Raw genomic sequence first — 18,216 nt, forward strand, 5'->3', positions numbered from 1 at the left:
AGGCCTTGGAAAGGGAACAACCATTCCCAGCGGCCTGCGCCTTGCCTGGCCCGCTTTAAGGCGACAACGCGGCGGGGAAACTAATTGAGAACGCCCCCTAGTCACAGGGGTGCACATAACTGTAATACGTTGGTCATAATGGCCGCTTATAACTGTCACGCTCGCCCGCCAGCGCGGGCTCAGGAGTCTGCCGTGAGCTTTACCCCCGCCAACCGTTTGTTTCCTGCAACCCGCCTGCGTCGCAACCGTCGTGATGATTTTTCGCGTCGACTGGTTCGTGAAAACGTACTGACCGTCGATGACCTGATCCTGCCGGTGTTCGTGCTGGACGGTGAAAACCGTCGCGAAGCAGTGGCGTCGATGCCGGGCGTCGAACGCCTGACCATCGATCTGTTGCTGGAAGAAGCAGCCAAATGGGTCGAGCTGGGAATTCCGGCGCTGGCACTGTTCCCGGTGACGCCACCTGAGCTCAAATCCCTGGACGCCGCTGAAGCCTGGAACCCCAACGGCATCGCTCAGCGTGCTACTCGTGCCTTGCGTGCGCAGTTCCCTGAGCTGGGTGTGATCACCGACGTTGCCCTGGACCCGTTCACTACCCACGGTCAGGACGGCATTCTCGACGAAGAAGGCTACGTGCAGAACGACATTACCGTCGACGCACTGGTTAAACAGGCCCTGTCCCACGCCGAAGCCGGCGCTCAGGTGGTGGCTCCGTCAGACATGATGGACGGCCGCATTCAGGCGATCCGCGAAGCGCTGGAGCTGGCTGGGCACGTCAATGTGCGGATCATGGCCTACTCGGCCAAGTACGCCAGTGCCTACTACGGCCCGTTCCGCGATGCGGTGGGTTCGGCGTTGAACCTGGGCAAGGCCAACAAGGCCTCCTATCAGATGGACCCGGCCAACAGCAACGAAGCCCTGCACGAAGTGGCGGCGGACTTGTCAGAAGGCGCAGACATGGTCATGGTCAAGCCAGGCATGCCGTATCTGGATATCCTTTATCGGGTCAAGGAAGAGTTCAAAGTGCCGACTTTTGTGTATCAGGTCAGCGGCGAATACGCCATGCACATGGCAGCGATCCAGAATGGCTGGTTGAGCGAAGGGGTTATCCTCGAATCCCTGACCGCTTTTAAACGTGCAGGCGCTGATGGCATCCTGACTTACTTTGCCGTCCGTGCTGCTCAATTGTTACGAGAGCAAAAATAGCCCTCCCAGGAACATTCGATGAATACCGAAGGACTCACTGAAGTTGCCGTAAAAGACGCTCAACCCGTGGTGGAGCAAATCGCCGAAACCCCGCCGGAGCTGGAGCCCGCTCCACCCGCGGTGGTGGCCGAGCCCGTTGTGGCGGCGCCAGCGATTGCCATTCCCGGTCTGGATGACAGCAGCCTGTACATCCATCGCGAGCTCTCGCAACTGCAGTTCAATATCCGCGTGCTGGAACAGGCGCTGGATGAGTCCTACCCATTGCTGGAGCGGCTGAAGTTTTTGCTGATCTTCTCCAGCAACCTGGACGAGTTCTTCGAGATTCGTGTGGCCGGCCTGAAGAAGCAGATCACCTTCGCCCGTGAACAGGCCGGCGCCGATGGCCTGCAACCGCACCAGGCCCTGGCCCGCATCAGCGAATTGGTGCACGGTCACGTCGACCGCCAATACGCGATCCTCAATGACATTCTGTTGCCGGAGCTGGAAAAACATCAGGTCCGCTTCATCCGTCGTCGTTACTGGACTACCAAACTCAAGACTTGGGTCCGCCGTTATTTCCGTGACGAGATCGCGCCGATCATCACCCCGATCGGCCTCGACCCGACGCACCCGTTCCCGTTGCTGGTGAACAAGAGCCTGAACTTCATCGTCGAGCTCGAAGGCATCGACGCCTTCGGTCGCGATTCCGGCCTGGCGATCATCCCGGCGCCGCGTCTGCTGCCGCGGGTTATCAAGGTGCCGGAAGAAGTCGGCGGCCCTGGCGACAACTACGTGTTCCTGTCGTCGATGATCCACGCGCACGCCGATGACCTGTTCCAGGGCATGAAGGTCAAGGGCTGCTACCAGTTCCGCCTGACCCGGAACGCCGACCTCGCGGTCGACACCGAAGACGTAGAAGACCTGGCCCGCGCCCTGCGCGGCGAATTGTTCTCCCGTCGCTACGGTGATGCGGTGCGGCTGGAAGTGGCCGACACCTGCCCGAAACACCTGTCCGATTACCTGCTCAAGCAGTTCAACCTGCAGGAGACCGAGCTGTATCAGGTCAACGGCCCGGTCAACCTGACGCGGCTGTTCAGCATCACCGGCCTGGACAGTCATCCGGAGCTGCAATACACCCCGTTCACCCCGCAGATCCCGAAACTGCTGCAGAACAGCGAGAACATTTTCAGCGTGATCAGCAAGCAGGACATCCTGCTGCTGCACCCGTTCGAGTCGTTCACCCCGGTGGTCGATTTGCTGCGTCAGGCGGCCAAGGATCCGCACGTGTTGGCGGTTCGCCAGACGTTGTATCGCAGCGGCGCCAACTCGGAGATCGTCGATGCACTGGTGGATGCCGCGCGCAACGGCAAGGAAGTGACGGCGGTGATCGAATTGCGCGCGCGGTTCGACGAAGAATCCAACCTGCAACTGGCCAGCCGTCTGCAAGCGGCCGGTGCCGTGGTGATTTACGGTGTGGTCGGTTTCAAGACCCACGCCAAGATGATGCTGATTCTGCGTCGCGAAGCCGGCGAGATTGTCCGCTACGCCCACTTGGGCACCGGCAACTACCATGCCGCCAACGCCCGTCTGTACACCGACTACAGCTTGCTGACCTCCGACGATGCCTTGTGCGAAGACGTCGGCAAACTGTTCAGCCAGTTGATCGGCATGGGTAAAACCCTGCGCATGAAGAAGCTGTTGCACGCGCCGTTCACGTTGAAGAAGGGCATGCTCGACATGATTGCCCGGGAGACGCAATTCGCCCTCGATGGCAAACCGGCGCACATCATCGCCAAGTTCAACTCGCTGACCGATCCGAAAGTCATCCGCGCGTTGTACAAGGCCAGCCAGTCCGGGGTACGCATCGATCTGGTGGTGCGCGGCATGTGCTGCCTGCGACCGGGTATCGCCGGGGTGTCGCACAACATCCACGTGCGCTCGATCATCGGTCGTTTCCTGGAACACACCCGTGTCTTCTACTTCCTCAATGGCGGTGAAGAGCAGATGTTCCTGTCCAGTGCCGACTGGATGGAACGCAACCTCGACAAGCGCGTCGAGACTTGCTTCCCGGTCGAGGGCAAGAAGCTGATTTTGCGGGTCAAGAAAGAGCTGGAGCTTTATCTCACCGATAACACCCACAGCTGGAGCCTGCAGTCGGACGGTCGCTACATCCGCAACACCCCGACCGGCAACCAGAACCCGCGCAGTGCCCAAGCAACCTTGCTGGAGCGGTTGGGTAGCCCGATTCTGGCGGTTCGTTAACGCAAACCTTGGGTGATAAAAAATGGCGATCCATGCGGATCGCCATTTTTTTATCGAACGTTAATCACGCCCCCCTGTAGGAGCACGGCTTGCCGGCGAAGGCGTCCGTGAGATCGCCTTCGCCGGCAAGCCGTGCTTCTACAGGAGTGGGGTTTAGCGAACGTTCAGTACGAAGCCGACGCGGGTCAGCCATTCCGCTTCCAGGGCGAAGTCGGCCTGGGTCAACTGGTTGTCATCCAGCCAATGTTCCGGGAATAACACATCCAGGCTGTCGCCGTTGGCGTGCAGCACGACCTGTGGCATTGCCTGGGTGCCACGGATGTGGTGGAACAGAATCGCAAAGCGCAGCAGCACGCACAGGCGAATCAGCTTGATGCCGTCGTCGCCAAAATCGGCAAACCTGTCCTTGGGAATATTGCGACGGTGGCCACGCACCAGTAGCGCGAGCATCAGTTGGTCTTCGCGGGAGAATCCGGCCAGGTCCGAGTGCTCGATCAGGTACGAGCCGTGTTTGTGATACTGATAGTGGGCGATGTCCAGGCCCACTTCATGGACCTTGGCCGCCCAGCTCAGCAGTTCGCGCCAGACGCCATCATCCAGCTCCCAGTCTGCGGCCACTTGATCGAAGGCATGCAGCGCCTTGCGTTCGACCCGCGCGGCTTGCTCCAGATCAACGTGGTAACGCTCCATGAGCGAGCTGAGCGTGCGCTCACGGACATCTTCGTGATGATGACGGCCCAACAGGTCATAGAGCACGCCTTCGCGCAGGGCGCCTTCACAGTGGTCCATGCGTTGCAGTTCGAGGGCGTCGAAGATCGCTTCGAGAATCGCCAGCCCGGCGGGAAAGATCGCCCGGCGGTCGGGCTTGATGCCTTCGAAGTCGATTTTCTCGACATCGCCGAGTTTGATCAGCTTGCGCTTGAGCCAGGCCAGGCCTTCGGCGTTCACTTCGCCAGTGCCATGCCCGCCGGCCTTCAGCGCCAGGCCAATGGCGCGAATGGTGCCCGAGGAGCCGATGGCTTCATCCCAGGTCAGGCGGTGCAGGGCGTGTTCGATGCTCATGATCTCCAGCCGCGCTGCGGTATACGCCTGGGCGTAGCGGGCCGGGGTGATCTTGCCGTCCTTGAAATAGCGTTGGGTGTAGCTGACGCAACCCATTTGCAGGCTTTCGCGCAACAATGGCTCGAATCTCTGCCCGATGATGAATTCGGTACTGCCACCGCCGATGTCGGCCACCAGGCGCTTGCCCGGGGTGTCGGCGAGGGTGTGGGAGACGCCGAGGTAAATCAGACGGGCTTCTTCACGGCCGGAGATGACTTCTACCGGATGGCCGAGGATTTCTTCGGCGCGACGGATGAATTCGCCACGGTTACGGGCTTCGCGCAGGGCGTTGGTGCCGACGATCCGCACAGCGCCAGGCGGCAAACCGTTGATCAGTTGGGCGAAACGCTTCAGGCAATCGAGCCCGCGCTGGATGGATTCTTCGCTGAGTTGACGCTCTTCGTCGATGCCGGCGGCCAGCTGAACCTTCTCCCCGAGACGTTCGAGAATCCGGATTTCGTCGTTCTGGGCCTTGGCCACGACCATGTGAAAGCTGTTGGAGCCCAGGTCGATTGCGGCGATCAGGGACAGATTCTTGACTTGGGATAGCGGCATGGTCAGGGGGTCTCGGTCGATAACCTCGACATCCTGCCACGATCAAACGCTCGCGCCAACGCACAGGAGCTGCCGAAGGCTGCGATCTTTCACCACGGGGACTTGTGGTGTTGCTGTTGGCCCCTTCGCGGGCAAGCCTCGCTCCTACAGGTTCTCAATTGCACGGACGGCGCAAAACCCTGTAGAAGCGAGGCTTGCCCGCGAAGGCGGCCTCAGATGCGCTGAAGAACTCTCAGCCCGTCGCCTCCACGGTCCCAATGAAGTTAGCCAGCTCCGCCGTCTGCGGATTGGCAAACAATACCTTCGGATCTCCCACCTCATGCACCTTGCCCTGATGCATGAACACCAACTTATCCCCAACCTCCCGGGCAAAACGCATTTCATGGGTGACCATAATCAATGTCATGCCTTCCTTGGCCAGTTGCCGGACCACGCTCAACACTTCATTGACCAGTTCCGGGTCCAGGGCCGAGGTGATTTCGTCGCACAGCAAGACTTTCGGCGACATGGCCAGCGCCCGGGCGATCGCCACCCGCTGTTGCTGGCCGCCAGAGAGTCGATCCGGGAAGGCGTCGAATTTCTCGCCCAGCCCGACCCGCTCCAGCATCTGTCGCGCCAGTTCGGCGGCTTTGGCTTTCGGCACTTTCTGCACCACTTGTGGCGCAAGCATGACGTTTTCGCCGACGGTCAGGTGCGGGAACAGGTTGAACTGCTGGAACACCATCCCGACTTTCTGCCGCAAGCTGCGCAGGTCGGCGCGGGCAGCATCGAGGTATTCGCCGTCGACTTCAATCACACCGTCGTTGATCGACTCCAGACCATTGAGAGTGCGCAACAAGGTGGACTTGCCCGAGCCGCTGCGACCGATGATCGCCACCACCTGGCCTTCCTCGATACTCAGGTCGATGCCTTTGAGTACATGGTGGTCGCCGTAATATTTATGCAGGGCGGAAATTCTAAGCAGAGGCATGCAGTCTCCTTTCCAGGTAGCGCGCGCTGAGGGACAAGGGGTAGCAGAGCAGGAAGTAACCGAGGGCGACGAGGCCGTAGACCATGAACGGTTCGAAGGTCGCGTTGGCGAGCATGCCGCCGGTCTTGGTCAGTTCGGTAAAGCCGATGATCGAGGTGACGGCGGTGCCTTTGACCACTTGCACCGAGAAGCCTACGGTTGGCGCTACGGCGATGCGCAGCGCTTGCGGCAGGATCACGTAACGCAATTGCTCCAGCGGGTTGAGCGCCAGGCTCGACGAGGCTTCCCACTGGCCGTTGGGGATCGAGTCGACGCAACCGCGCCAGATCTCCGCCAGGTAGGCGCTGGTGAACAGCGTCAAGGCAATCGCCGCTGCCATCCACGGTGAAATTTCCACACCGGCCAAGGCCACACCGAAGAACACCAGAAACAGCTGCATCAACAACGGCGTGCCCTGGAACAATTCGATGTAGGTGCGGGCGAAGTGGTTGGGCAGGGATTTCTTTGAAATCCGCATCACCATGATCAGCAAACCGATCAGCCCACCGCCGATAAACGCCACCAGCGACAACGCCAGAGTCCACTGCAGGCCGGTGAGCAGGTTGCGCAGGATGTCCCAGAAGGTGAAATCGCTCATTGGCTGCTCCTTGCGCTGCTTTTGGACAGGTAGCGGCGGCCGATCCAGTTCAGCAATTGGCGGATCAGCAGCGCCATGCACAGGTAGATCAGCGTGGTCAGGGCATAGGTTTCAAAGGCACGGAAGTTGCGCGATTGAATGAAGTTGGCGGCGAAGCTCAGCTCTTCGGTAGCGATCTGCGAACAGACCGCCGAGCCGAGCATGACGATGATGATCTGGCTGCTCAGGGCCGGCCAGACCTTGCCCAGTGCCGGCAGCAGAACCACATAACGGAAGGCTTCGAAACGCGACATCGCCAGGGCGGCCGCGGCTTCCAGTTGCCCGCGGGGGATCGCTTGAATGCCGGCGCGGATGATCTCGGTCGAATAGGCACCCAGGTTGATCACCATCGCCAGCACCGCCGCCTGCCATTCGGAAATCTGCAGGCCCAGCGACGGCAAACCGAAGAAGATGAAAAACAACTGCACCAGAAAGGGTGTGTTGCGGATCAACTCGACGTAGACCCCGAAAATGCCGGCGAACGGGCGGATGTTCCACGCCCGCACCAACGCGCCGACGATGCCCAGAGCGACCCCGAACACTGCGCCAACGGCCGTCAGCTCAAGAGTGAACAGCGCACCGCGCAGCAGCAGGTCGGTGTTTTCTACCACCGGCAAGAAATCGAACTGATAAGCCATAAGTCGTCTCCCGCGCGAACGATCAGAGATCGGCCGGCAGCGGTTCTTTCAGCCAGGTTTGCGAGTTCTTTTCCAGCGCACCGTCAGCCTTGGCGGTGGTGAGGATCTGATTGACCTTGTCCAGCAACGCCGGCTCGTTCTTGTTTACGCCGACGTACACCGGCGAGTCCTTGAGCTTCACTTTCAGGGTCGGTACGCGTTTCGGGTTTTTCTCGCTGATGGCCACCATCACCACGTTGCCGCTGGCGATCAGGTCGACCTGGCCCGCGAGGTAGGCGGCGATGGTCGAGTTGTTGTCTTCGAAGCGTTTGATGGTCACGCCTTCGGGGGCGACTTTGGTCAGCTCAATGTCTTCGATGGCGCCACGGGTGACGCTGATGGTTTTGCCCTTGAGATCATCCAGGCCGCTGATGGCGGCGTCTGGCGGGCCGAACACGGCGAGGTAGAACGGTGCGTAGGCACGGGAGAAATCGATGACTTTCTCGCGCTCCGGGTTCTTGCCGAGGCTGGAAATCACCAGGTCGACCTTGCCGGTGGTCAGGAACGGGATGCGGTTGGTGCTATTGACCGGGGTCAGCTCGAGTTTGACCTTGAGTTGGTCGGCCAGCAGTTTGGCGGTATCGATGTCGAGGCCGCGAGGTTTCATGTCCGGGCCGACCGAACCGAACGGCGGGAAGTCCTGGGGCACGGCGACTTTGAGGGTGCCGCGTTTGACCACATCCTCCAGACCGTCGGCGTGGGCGGGAGCCTGGCTCAGCATCAGGCTGGCAAACAGGGCTGCGAGGAGGGCGCTGTAACGCTGGGTCATGGCAAATCTCCGGATCGGCGGGAAGTGATTTCTGCGGATCGACAGAGCACGGGCCATGCCAAGATTCGTTTTTAGGGGGTGCAGGCCACGGTTTTGCTGGTGTCGCTCGGTCTTACTGGTCTGAACAGTTGGGTGGTGTTTCGCACCCTGATGGCGCACCCGTGAAAAATCCCGAACCCCCATGGGGCACGACTTGCCGGACGTCGCGAATAGCTTTACAACTAGCCGCTCATTGGCCTGGTTCGTCTGAAGAAACCATGAACTCGATCTCCCGCGCAGTACCTGAAGTGGCGCTGCAAGCCATCCGCAAACTGATCACCGAGCAAGGTTTCGGGCCGGGGGATGCCTTGCCCTCGCAACGGGACCTGGCGGTGCAATTGGGGGTCAGCCGGGCGTCGTTGCGCGAGGCGTTGTCGTCCCTGAGTGCGCTGGGCGTGATCAGCATCCAGCCGGGCAAGGGCGTGTTCGTGCAATCACCGGTCGATCTGCCCCGGGGCGATGCGGTGCCAGGCTGGCCATTCGCGGCCCAGGCATCGCCGCTGGACATCTTCCAGTTGCGCTATGCGCTGGAGGGTTTTGCCTCAGGTTTGGCAGCCGTAACCCTGAGCACCGAGGATCTCGATGCCCTGGAAGACAACGTCGCCGCCATGCGCAACGAACTGCGTGCCGCCAACTTCGATGCGGCGGCGCGACTGGACTTCGAGTTTCACCGGCGCATCCTCCTGGCCAGCGGCAATCAGGCGATGCTGAGCATCCTGACAGCCAGCGCCGACATCTTTCTGGAGAGCCAGAAGCTACCGTTCATCCGGGCCGAACGGGCCATGGAAACCTGGCAGGAACACCGTAAAATCCTCCGTGCCCTGGCGCGCCGATCGTCCGGCGCCGCACAGAAGGCCATGCAGGAACATGTGCGCAACGCCGCCCTGCGCACCGGAATTGCCTTCGTCGCTCCCGCCACCTCGTGACTTGAGCTATACCCAAATTCATGGGCCACCATAGCGAGACTCAATCATCTGCGGCTTCCTGAACGGGGGAAGGGCAGCTATGATGGGCCACGTTTTTTTGCTTACAACCTGGAGACTTCCATGAGCAGCGATCTTATCAAACACGTTAGCGACGCTAGCTTCGAGGCCGACGTACTCAAGGCCGAAGGCGCTGTACTGGTCGACTACTGGGCTGAATGGTGCGGCCCTTGCAAAATGATCGCTCCTGTTCTGGACGAAATTGCCGAGACCTACAAAGGCAAGCTGACCGTTGCCAAACTGAACATCGACGAGAACCAGGAAACCCCGGCCAAGCACGGCGTGCGTGGTATCCCGACGCTGATGCTGTTCAAGAACGGCAACGTCGAAGCCACCAAGGTCGGCGCGCTGTCGAAGTCGCAACTGGCCGCTTTCCTCGACGCCAACATCTGAGCGTTGTTATAAAGCGTCATGAAAAGGCCCCGCATTATGCGGGGCCTTTTCGTTATTGAGGGCTAGACGCTCCGAAACTCAGGTGGTACATTCGGCCCCGCACTGGTTTCTCCACTGCCCCCTGCTAGCCGTCGCCGACGCACTCCTTTTCGAATAAGTACGCGATCCTGTCGCCTTCTCCGCGGCGCGGCCTCATTAAGCCAAAAGCTTAATTTCCCCCCTCCATAAATGATTACGTCATTCCTATATGAATCTGACTGAACTCAAGCAAAAGCCGATCACCGAACTGCTCGAATTGGCCGAACAGATGGGCATAGAAAATATGGCCCGTTCGCGCAAGCAGGACGTGATTTTCTCCCTGCTCAAAAAGCACGCTAAAAGCGGCGAGGAAATCTCCGGTGATGGCGTGCTGGAGATTCTCCAGGACGGCTTCGGCTTCCTGCGCTCCGCTGATGCTTCCTATCTCGCCGGCCCGGACGACATTTACGTCTCGCCGAGCCAGATCCGCCGCTTCAACTTGCGCACCGGTGACACCATCGTTGGCAAGATCCGCCCTCCAAAGGAAGGCGAGCGGTATTTCGCGCTGCTCAAGGTCGACACGATCAACTACGATCGTCCCGAGAACGCGAAAAACAAGATTCTCTTCGAGAACCTGACCCCGCTGTTCCCGACCGTGCGCATGAAGATGGAAGCCGGCAACGGTTCCACCGAAGACTTGACCGGTCGTGTCATCGACCTGTGCGCCCCGATCGGCAAAGGCCAGCGCGGCCTGATCGTTGCTCCGCCGAAAGCCGGTAAAACGATCATGCTGCAAAACATCGCGGCAAACATTGCGCGTAACAACCCTGAAGTTCATCTGATCGTGCTGCTGATCGACGAACGTCCGGAAGAAGTGACCGAAATGCAGCGCACCGTGCGCGGCGAAGTGGTTGCCTCGACGTTCGACGAGCCGCCAACCCGCCACGTGCAGGTTGCTGAAATGGTGATCGAGAAGGCCAAACGCCTGGTCGAGCACAAGAAGGACGTGGTGATTCTGCTCGACTCCATCACCCGTCTGGCGCGTGCCTACAACACCGTGATCCCGAGCTCCGGCAAGGTGCTGACCGGTGGTGTCGATGCCCACGCCCTGGAGAAACCGAAACGTTTCTTCGGCGCTGCACGGAACATCGAAGAAGGCGGCTCGCTGACCATCATCGCTACCGCGCTGGTTGAAACCGGCTCGAAGATGGACGAAGTGATCTACGAAGAATTCAAAGGCACCGGCAACATGGAGCTGCCTCTGGATCGCAAGATCGCCGAAAAACGTGTGTTCCCGGCCATCAACATCAACCGTTCCGGTACTCGCCGCGAAGAGTTGCTGACTGCCGACGATGAACTGCAGCGTATGTGGATTCTGCGCAAACTGCTGCACCCGATGGACGAAGTTTCTGCCATCGAGTTCCTGGTCGACAAGCTGAAACAGACCAAGACCAACGACGAGTTCTTCTTGTCGATGAAACGTAAGTAACACGAAGTACTGTCTGGTCCTGAAGCAGGTTAAGCCTGTTCAGGAGGCGACAAACGCTTCAGAAAAGGGCGCCCCGAAAAGGGCGCTTTTTTTTTGCGCCCGGTATTTTGTATCTGGATTGATACTTACTGTGCTGTAAACTGGCGCCCATTCAATGGGTGTCGCCGCCCGCTAACAGCAGATCAATTGCCCCTGAATCCAATCTTGCTGGCGATTGAGTCAAGTGTTTTGACAGGTCTTTCCCTAAGTTGATCTCCGTCGAATATCCGCAGTCGCGCTATCGGTGAGTCCCTTTTCAATCGTCTTTGTATCTGAAATGACAAGGAATGTTATGCACACATTTGGCAATCGCCGTGATATTGACGGATTGCGGGCTTTGGCCGTTATTCCGGTCGTGCTGTTTCATTTTGGCTTCAGCACGTTCAGTGGTGGCTTTGTCGGTGTCGATGTCTTCTTCGTCATTTCCGGATTCCTGATTACCAGCATCCTGTTCCGTGAGATCAGCGCGCAGCGTTTCAGCTTCGTCGATTTCTGGGCTCGCCGTGCACGACGAATTATTCCAGCCCTGAGCGTGGTGCTGTTGGCGACGCTGGCTCTGGGCTGGTTGTTGCTGACGGCCAAGGACTTCTCTGAGTTGGGAAGGACGGTTCGTTATCAGTCGCTGTTCATTTCCAACATTCTGTTCATGCGTGAAGACGGCTACTTCCAGCCCGCGTCGGAATTGAAGCCGTTGCTGCATACCTGGTCCCTGGCCGTTGAAGAGCAGTACTACATCTTCTTTCCGCTGTTGATGGTGTTGTTGATGCGTCATGTGCGCCATTGGCGCTGGATGTTGTTTGCCGTGCTGCTGGTGTCTTTCGGGCTGAATATCGCCTATATCGACCGCAAGCCCGACGTCGCCTTCTTCTCGCTGCCGACACGGGCCTGGGAGCTGTTGTGCGGTGCCATGCTCGCGGTCTTGCCCGCACCAAGACACGCTGTGCGGCCCTGGCTCTATCAGTCTGTGGGAGTGGCCGGGTTAATGGCGGTCCTGGTGGCTGTTTTCACTTTCGACAAGGCCACGGTGTTCCCAGGCTGGGCGGCTTTGCTGCCTGTGCTCGGTGCAACCGCGCTGATCTGGTCAGGCGGGCACGGTTCTACATGGAGCGCTCAGGTTTTGAGTGCTCGCGCGCTGGTATGGATCGGCTTGCTCTCCTATTCCTTGTATTTGTGGCACTGGCCGGTCTATGTCTACGCCAATGCCATTTCGATCGACGGCATTCAGCCCTTGGAGGCTGCGGGCTGGATGCTATTGGCGCTCGGCCTTGCATGGCTGAGCTGGCGCTTCGTCGAACTCCCATTCCGTGAAAGGCGCTTGCTTGCCGGACGCAAACCCGTGTTGTTGGGGGGGCTGCTGGCCATGGTCGCGCTGGCGATCACCGGTTCGATGGTGCGATCGGCGGATGGTTTTCCTCAACGCCTTACCGGCAAAGCGCTGGAATATGCGCTGTCGCGGGAGTGGCGGGCCGGACAGATGAAATGCATGTCGGTGACCTCGGACAAAAAACTGGACAAGGCGTGTCTGGTGGGGGGTAACGAAGAGATTCCGGCGACGCAAATGTTCTGGGGCGACAGTCACGCTGCCGCGCTGTTGCCGGCGATCGAAAGTAGCGCAAAGCGCGAGGGTCGCCCGGTATGGCTTTACAGCATGAGTGCCTGTCCGCCGGTTCTGAGCGATGACCTGCGCCAGCGTTGCAAGGATTTCAACGAACAGACAATGGAGCGGGTTCGCAGCCTGCAGATTAAGGATGTGGTACTGGCATCCAATTGGAGTCTTTACGTTTACGGTCGCGAAGACGGCGATAAAAAGGTTCTGCTTAATCAGTATGACAATACGGCCCAGGCCGAGACGCGTATGACCACGGCGCTCAAGGCGCGGGTGGCGGCGTTAAGGGAGGCGGGCGCGCAAGTCTGGTTGTTCAAGGAAGTGCCGCTGCAGCGCAAGGGCACCATTGACCGACTGACGAGCCTGGCCCGGATCGGGCGTTCGGCCGAGGGGCTGGGCCGCCCGCTCGAAGAGCACCTGGCGCGCCAGCATTTTCTCAATACCTTGTTCGACTCGATGAGTGCCGCCGACCCAGGTGTACATGTCATCGATCCTACGCCAATGATGTGTGTGGGCCAGATTTGCAGTATCGAGGTCAATGGTCATTCGCAGTACAAGGACGAGGATCATCTGTCGGACACCGGCGGTGCCCGCTTGAGCCCGTTGTTTGCCCCGTTGCTGCTGGGTGCAAATCACAATTGATTGCTGCTGCGCACTGACAGGCTGCTGTTTGGCCGGCAGAGCAGGTAGGATGTACGCCTATTTTAGGGGTGCCATCATCAATGAAATTCAAGGACCTTCGGGATTTCGTGCAGCAGCTTGAGCAGCGCGGAGAGTTGAAACGCATCCAGATCCCCGTCTCTCCAGTGCTGGAGATGACCGAAGTCTGTGATCGCACGCTGCGGGCCAAAGGCCCGGCGCTGTTGTTCGAAAAACCCACCGGCTATGACATTCCGGTGCTCGGCAACCTGTTCGGCACCCCCGAACGGGTGGCCATGGGCATGGGCGCCGAGTCGGTCAGCGAGTTGCGCGAAATCGGCAAGTTGCTGGCGTTCCTCAAGGAGCCCGAGCCGCCGAAAGGTTTGAAGGACGCCTGGTCCAAGCTGCCGATCTTTCGCAAGATCATCTCGATGGCGCCGAAAGTCGTCAAAGACGCGGTGTGCCAGGAAGTGGTCATTGAAGGCGACGATGTCGACCTCGCGATGTTGCCGGTGCAGACCTGCTGGCCAGGCGATGTCGGCCCGCTGATCACCTGGGGCCTGACCGTCACCAAAGGTCCGAACAAGGATCGCCAGAACCTCGGCATCTACCGTCAACAGGTGATCGGTCGCAACAAGGTGATCATGCGCTGGTTGAGCCATCGTGGCGGCGCGCTGGATTACCGCGAGTGGTGTGAGAAACATCCCGGCCAGCCGTTCCCGGTGTCCGTGGCCCTGGGCGCTGACCCGGCCACCATTCTTGGCGCCGTGACGCCGGTGCCGGACAGCCTCTCCGAATACGCTTTCGCCGGTCTGCTGCGGGGCAATCGCACCGAACTGGTGAAATGCCGCGGCAACGACCTGCAAGTGCCGGCCACTGCCGAAATCATCCTCGAAGGCGTGATCCATCCGGGCGAAATGGCCGATGAAGGTCCGTACGGCGACCACACCGGCTACTACAACGAAGTCGACAGCTTCCCGGTGTTCACCGTCGAGCGCATCACCCATCGGATCAAGCCGATCTACCACAGCACCTACACCGGCCGTCCGCCGGATGAGCCGGCGATTCTCGGTGTGGCGCTGAACGAAGTGTTCGTGCCGATCCTGCAGAAGCAATTCCCTGAGATCACTGACTTCTACCTGCCGCCCGAAGGCTGCTCGTACCGCATGGCCATCGTGACCATGAAGAAGTCGTATCCCGGCCACGCCAAGCGGGTAATGCTCGGTGTCTGGTCGTTTTTGCGACAGTTCATGTACACCAAGTTCGTTATCGTCACCGACGACGATATCAACGCACGGGACTGGAACGACGTGATCTGGGCCATTACCACGCGCATGGACCCCAAGCGCGACACGGTGATGATCGATAACACGCCGATCGACTACCTGGACTTCGCCTCGCCGGTCTCCGGCCTGGGTTCGAAGATGGGGCTCGATGCCACGCATAAATGGCCAGGCGAAACCACCCGCGAGTGGGGCCGGGTCATCGTCAAGGATGAAGCCGTTACCCAACGGATCGATGCCATCTGGAATCAGTTAGGAATAGATTGATGCGTGTAACCTTGCAGCCCTCCGGAGCAGTGCTTGAGATTCTGCCCGGCGAGCGGATTCTCGATGGCGCGCGGCGCTTGGGCTATGAATGCCCACAAAGTTGCCGTAACGGCAATTGCCATGTGTGCGGCGCGTTGCTGGTGGAAGGGCGGGTCGAACAGGCTGGTGATGTGCGCGACCATGGCGAGTTCTACACTTGCATTGCAGAGCCGCTGGAAGACTGCATCGTGCTGTGGGATGGCGTGCTCGCGCTGGGAGAACTGCCGGTGCGCAGCGTGTCGTGTCAGGTCATTGAATGCAGGGACGTCGGCGGCGATACCTGGCGCGTGCGTCTGCGTGCGCCTGCGGGCAAGCCACCGCGTTATCACGCTGGCCAGTACCTGATGATCGAACGTGAGAATGGCGAAAAATCCGCTTTTTCCCTGGCCTCTGCACCGCATTCCGGCCGCGACCTGGAAATTCATGTACTGGCGCGCGAAAGCAGTGCGCTGAGCCTGATCGAACAGCTCCAGCGCAACCCGATGGTGCGGATCGAGATGCCGTTCGGCGACACCCATCTGGCGGAACTGCCGAACGGTCCTCTGGTACTGATTGCTGCCGGTACCGGCATGGGGCAGATCCACAGCCTGATCGAGCATTGCCGCGCCACGGGTTTCAAGCATCCAGTTCACCTGTATTGGGGCGTGCGTCGACCTGAAGACTTTTACAACGTCGAGCATTGGGATGAATGGCTGAAGTTGCCCAATCTGTTCCTGCATAAAGTCGTCAGCGATCAATGCGGCTGGCAAGGGCGCTGCGGCATGTTGCATGAGGCGGTGTGTGAAGATTTCCCTGATCTGAAAGCACTGCACGTCTACGCCAGCGGCTCTCCGGCCATGGTCTATGGCACTCTGGATGCGCTGGTCGAAGCCGGCATGGATGCCCATCAAATGCGCGCGGATGTATTCGCTTACGCGCCGCGATCTTGATCCGCAGATCCTGATCTGCGAGCCTGATCGTTATAACTCTCTATATAGCCCATCGGTATTTATGAATTTATGTAAATGCCGGTAGGTTATATCTCATGCAGGCAATCAGTTTAAAACTGTGCCATGGCACTTAAATTGCCTTAAACGTTATGTGCCTTATTGTTACAGCGGTGCGTTCTATTAAGTAATTCTTCACCCGCGGGGAGCTGAACGCTATTCGCCATGAGCGCCATTGAATCTGCTTTTTTGAATCTGGCTTACCCTCCGCGGCTCGACCTGGGGCCGCAGCTTACGCACGAACAATTGCTCAGCTCGATGCAGTCGACCATGGCGCGCCACAAGGGTGGGCCGGTCTGGCTGTTCGCGTATGGTTCGCTGATCTGGCGGCCTGAATGTGCGGCGGTTGAGCGAGTGCGCGGCCGGGTGCATGGCTACCATCGCGGTTTGTACCTGTGGTCCCACGAGCATCGCGGCACGCCGGAAGTGCCGGGGCTGGTATTTGGCCTGGATCGCGGTGGTTCTTGCAGCGGCTTCGCTTATCGCTTGCCCGAAGAACAGCTCGACGCTTCGCTTTATGCGCTGTGGCAGCGTGAAATGCCATTCCCGTCCTATCGTCCACATTGGCTCAACTGCCGTCTTGAAAACGGAAACCAGGTTCAGGCATTGGGATTTGTATTGGAGCGGCACCTGCCCAGCTATGCCGGCAACTTGCCGGATCACGTGCTGAGCCAGGTATTTGAAAACGCTTGCGGGCGTTACGGCACCACTCGCGAGTATGTCGAGCAGACCGCCCACGCCCTGCGTAGCCACGCCATGCCAGACCGGAATCTGGAGGCGCGGCTCAAGCGCTGCAAATCAAAGGCAGATCAGGCGAGCGCTTCGCGGCCCTGACTGGCGACGTTTTTGTGGCCCAGGGTAGGTGCCAGGAACGCCATCGCCAGCAGGCAGGCAACGACCAACAGAATGAAGCCGCCATCCCAGCCGAAATAGTCCACTGTGTAGCCCATCATGGCACTGGCCGCGACGGAACCACCCAAGTAGCCGAACAGGCCGGTAAAGCCTGCGGCCGTACCCGCGGCCTTCTTCGGCACCAGTTCCAGCGCCTGCAGGCCGACCAGCATCACCGGGCCGTAGATCAGGAAGCCGATGGCGAACAGCGAGATCATGTCGATCATCGGGTTGCCCGGCGGATTCAGCCAATACACGATCGTCGCAACGGTCACCAACGCCATGAAAACCATGCCGGTCAGACCACGGTTGCCACGGAAGATCTTGTCCGACATCCAGCCGCACAGCAGCGTGCCGGGAATGCCCGCCCACTCGTACAGGAAGTAAGCCCACGACGTCTTGTCGAAGTCGAAGTGCTTGACCTCTTTGAGGTAGGTCGGCGCCCAGTCCAGAATGCCGTAGCGCAGCAGGTAGACGAAGACGTTAGCCAGTGCGATGAACCAGAGCATTTTGTTGCGCAGCACGTATTTGACGAAGATGTCCCTGGCGCTGAATTCTTCTTCGTGACTGGCGTCGTAGCCTTCCGGGTAATCGTTCTTGTACTTCTCGATCGGCGGCAGGCCCGTCGATTGCGGCGTATCGCGCATCACGATGAAGGCGAACACGGCGACCAGTAAGGCCACGGCAGCCGGGACGTAGAACTTGCTGTGCCAGTCGTTGAACCAGCCCATGCCGAGAATCGCCAGCGGGCCGATCAAGCCACCGCCAACGTTATGCGCGGTGTTCCAGACCGAAACCACACCGCCACGCTCTTTCTGCGACCACCAGTGCACCATGGTTCGCCCGCTCGGCGGCCAACCCATGCCTTGCGCCCAGCCGTTGATGAACAACAGGATGAACATCATGGTCACGCTCGACGTGGCCCAAGGTGCGAAACCGAAAACGAACATCACCGCGGCGGACACCACCAAGCCAAAGGGCAGGAAGTAACGCGGGTTGGAGCGGTCGGACACGATGCCCATCAGAAACTTGGACAGGCCATAGGCGATTGCAATCGCCGACATCGCCACACCCAGTTGGCCTTTTGTATAGCCTTGGGCGATCAGGTCCGGGAACGCCAGGGTGAAGTTCTTGCGCAGCAGGTAGTAACCGGCATAGCCAATGAAAATCCCGGCGAAGATCTGCCAGCGAAGGCGTCGGTAGGTGCTGTCTATTTTTTCTTCAGGCAATGGAGCCTGATGTGCGGCAGGACGAAAGAAAGCAAACATTCAAGAGCTCCAGATTTCTTGTTTTGACTGCGGATGCGAATGTTACAGTTTCGTTACCGAAAATAGCACCGGTTCGCATCG

15 protein-coding genes are annotated in these 18,216 nt (G+C 59.4%); 9 read left to right on the plus strand and 6 right to left on the minus strand.

Going from position 1 to position 18,216, the window contains the following annotated elements; translation table 11 throughout:
* The first annotated feature begins 192 nt into the window (after nt 1-192).
* Complete coding sequence (gene hemB / locus PMI21_RS07540; RefSeq protein ID WP_007940337.1) at nt 193-1,206, plus strand: porphobilinogen synthase; 1,014 nt, start codon at nt 193-195, stop codon at nt 1,204-1,206.
* A gap of 18 nt (nt 1,207-1,224) precedes the next feature.
* Nucleotides 1,225-3,447, plus strand: coding sequence for a polyphosphate kinase 1 (gene ppk1 / locus PMI21_RS07535; protein WP_007940338.1), 2,223 nt, complete (start codon nt 1,225-1,227; stop codon nt 3,445-3,447).
* 153 nt (nt 3,448-3,600) lie between these two features.
* Here the strand turns inward: ppk1 and ppx are convergent, their stop codons facing one another.
* The 5 genes from ppx to PMI21_RS07510 form a co-directional block, all read right to left on the minus strand.
* Nucleotides 3,601-5,103 (minus strand): exopolyphosphatase, encoded by a 1,503-nt coding sequence (gene ppx, locus PMI21_RS07530; protein WP_007940339.1) that lies wholly within the window; start codon nt 5,101-5,103, stop codon nt 3,601-3,603.
* A gap of 232 nt (nt 5,104-5,335) precedes the next feature.
* Nucleotides 5,336-6,073 carry an amino acid ABC transporter ATP-binding protein gene (locus PMI21_RS07525; protein ID WP_007940340.1) on the minus strand — a complete coding sequence of 246 codons (738 nt, stop codon included), beginning with the start codon at nt 6,071-6,073 and terminating at the stop codon, nt 5,336-5,338.
* On the minus strand, nt 6,060-6,710 hold the full coding sequence (locus PMI21_RS07520) for an amino acid ABC transporter permease (RefSeq protein WP_007940341.1): 651 nt from the start codon (nt 6,708-6,710) through the stop codon (nt 6,060-6,062). Before PMI21_RS07520 ends, PMI21_RS07525 begins: the two co-directional genes overlap by 14 nt.
* Complete coding sequence (locus PMI21_RS07515) at nt 6,707-7,387, minus strand: amino acid ABC transporter permease (protein WP_007940342.1); 681 nt, start codon at nt 7,385-7,387, stop codon at nt 6,707-6,709. Before PMI21_RS07515 ends, PMI21_RS07520 begins: the two co-directional genes overlap by 4 nt.
* Nucleotides 7,388-7,409: 22 nt before the next feature.
* On the minus strand, nt 7,410-8,195 hold the full coding sequence (locus PMI21_RS07510) for a transporter substrate-binding domain-containing protein (protein WP_007940343.1): 786 nt from the start codon (nt 8,193-8,195) through the stop codon (nt 7,410-7,412).
* A 257-nt stretch (nt 8,196-8,452) separates the two neighbouring features.
* On the opposite strand from PMI21_RS07510, the gene PMI21_RS07505 reads away from it, so the two are divergent.
* The 7 genes from PMI21_RS07505 to PMI21_RS07475 all read left to right on the plus strand — a co-directional run bounded on the left by PMI21_RS07505 (nt 8,453) and on the right by PMI21_RS07475 (nt 16,810).
* On the plus strand, nt 8,453-9,160 hold the full coding sequence (locus tag PMI21_RS07505; RefSeq protein WP_007940344.1) for a FadR/GntR family transcriptional regulator: 708 nt from the start codon (nt 8,453-8,455) through the stop codon (nt 9,158-9,160).
* A 120-nt stretch (nt 9,161-9,280) separates the two neighbouring features.
* The gene (gene trxA, locus PMI21_RS07500) at nt 9,281-9,610 is read left to right on the plus strand and encodes a thioredoxin TrxA (RefSeq protein WP_003206727.1); all 330 of its coding nucleotides are present in this window, start codon (nt 9,281-9,283) and stop codon (nt 9,608-9,610) included.
* A gap of 247 nt (nt 9,611-9,857) precedes the next feature.
* The gene (rho, locus tag PMI21_RS07495) at nt 9,858-11,117 is read left to right on the plus strand and encodes a transcription termination factor Rho (RefSeq protein WP_007899384.1); all 1,260 of its coding nucleotides are present in this window, start codon (nt 9,858-9,860) and stop codon (nt 11,115-11,117) included.
* 331 nt (nt 11,118-11,448) lie between these two features.
* Entirely contained in the window at nt 11,449-13,404 is a 1,956-nt protein-coding gene (locus PMI21_RS07490; RefSeq protein ID WP_007940346.1) for an acyltransferase family protein, read from the plus strand.
* Nucleotides 13,405-13,484: 80 nt separating this feature from the next.
* The gene (ubiD, locus tag PMI21_RS07485) at nt 13,485-14,951 is read left to right on the plus strand and encodes a 4-hydroxy-3-polyprenylbenzoate decarboxylase (RefSeq protein WP_007940347.1); all 1,467 of its coding nucleotides are present in this window, start codon (nt 13,485-13,487) and stop codon (nt 14,949-14,951) included.
* Complete coding sequence (locus tag PMI21_RS07480) at nt 14,951-15,919, plus strand: CDP-6-deoxy-delta-3,4-glucoseen reductase (RefSeq protein WP_007940348.1); 969 nt, start codon at nt 14,951-14,953, stop codon at nt 15,917-15,919. Before ubiD ends, PMI21_RS07480 begins: the two co-directional genes overlap by 1 nt.
* Nucleotides 15,920-16,141: 222 nt before the next feature.
* Nucleotides 16,142-16,810 (plus strand): gamma-glutamylcyclotransferase, encoded by a 669-nt coding sequence (locus PMI21_RS07475; protein ID WP_007940350.1) that lies wholly within the window; start codon nt 16,142-16,144, stop codon nt 16,808-16,810.
* Here the strand turns inward: PMI21_RS07475 and glpT are convergent.
* Nucleotides 16,786-18,135, minus strand: a complete 1,350-nt coding sequence (glpT, locus tag PMI21_RS07470; protein WP_007940352.1) for a glycerol-3-phosphate transporter — start codon at nt 18,133-18,135, stop codon at nt 16,786-16,788. The genes PMI21_RS07475 and glpT overlap by 25 nt on opposite strands.
* Nucleotides 18,136-18,216: the final 81 nt, after the last annotated feature.

It is taken from the genome of Pseudomonas sp. GM18 (assembly GCF_000282195.1).
GTDB lineage: Bacteria > Pseudomonadota > Gammaproteobacteria > Pseudomonadales > Pseudomonadaceae > Aquipseudomonas.

Coding starts and splice junctions, on each gene's coding strand:
- ppx (WP_007940339.1), bottom strand. CDS start 5,103: ATGCCGCTATCCCAAGTCAAGAATCTGTCCCTGATCGCCGCAATCGAC.
- ppk1 (WP_007940338.1), top strand. CDS start 1,225: ATGAATACCGAAGGACTCACTGAAGTTGCCGTAAAAGACGCTCAACCC.
- PMI21_RS07520 (WP_007940341.1), bottom strand. CDS start 6,710: ATGAGCGATTTCACCTTCTGGGACATCCTGCGCAACCTGCTCACCGGC.
- rho (WP_007899384.1), top strand. CDS start 9,858: ATGAATCTGACTGAACTCAAGCAAAAGCCGATCACCGAACTGCTCGAA.
- trxA (WP_003206727.1), top strand. CDS start 9,281: ATGAGCAGCGATCTTATCAAACACGTTAGCGACGCTAGCTTCGAGGCC.
- PMI21_RS07505 (WP_007940344.1), top strand. CDS start 8,453: ATGAACTCGATCTCCCGCGCAGTACCTGAAGTGGCGCTGCAAGCCATC.
- PMI21_RS07525 (WP_007940340.1), bottom strand. CDS start 6,073: ATGCCTCTGCTTAGAATTTCCGCCCTGCATAAATATTACGGCGACCAC.
- PMI21_RS07475 (WP_007940350.1), top strand. CDS start 16,142: ATGAGCGCCATTGAATCTGCTTTTTTGAATCTGGCTTACCCTCCGCGG.
- PMI21_RS07510 (WP_007940343.1), bottom strand. CDS start 8,195: ATGACCCAGCGTTACAGCGCCCTCCTCGCAGCCCTGTTTGCCAGCCTG.
- PMI21_RS07515 (WP_007940342.1), bottom strand. CDS start 7,387: ATGGCTTATCAGTTCGATTTCTTGCCGGTGGTAGAAAACACCGACCTG.
- PMI21_RS07480 (WP_007940348.1), top strand. CDS start 14,951: ATGCGTGTAACCTTGCAGCCCTCCGGAGCAGTGCTTGAGATTCTGCCC.
- glpT (WP_007940352.1), bottom strand. CDS start 18,135: ATGTTTGCTTTCTTTCGTCCTGCCGCACATCAGGCTCCATTGCCTGAA.
- PMI21_RS07490 (WP_007940346.1), top strand. CDS start 11,449: ATGCACACATTTGGCAATCGCCGTGATATTGACGGATTGCGGGCTTTG.
- ubiD (WP_007940347.1), top strand. CDS start 13,485: ATGAAATTCAAGGACCTTCGGGATTTCGTGCAGCAGCTTGAGCAGCGC.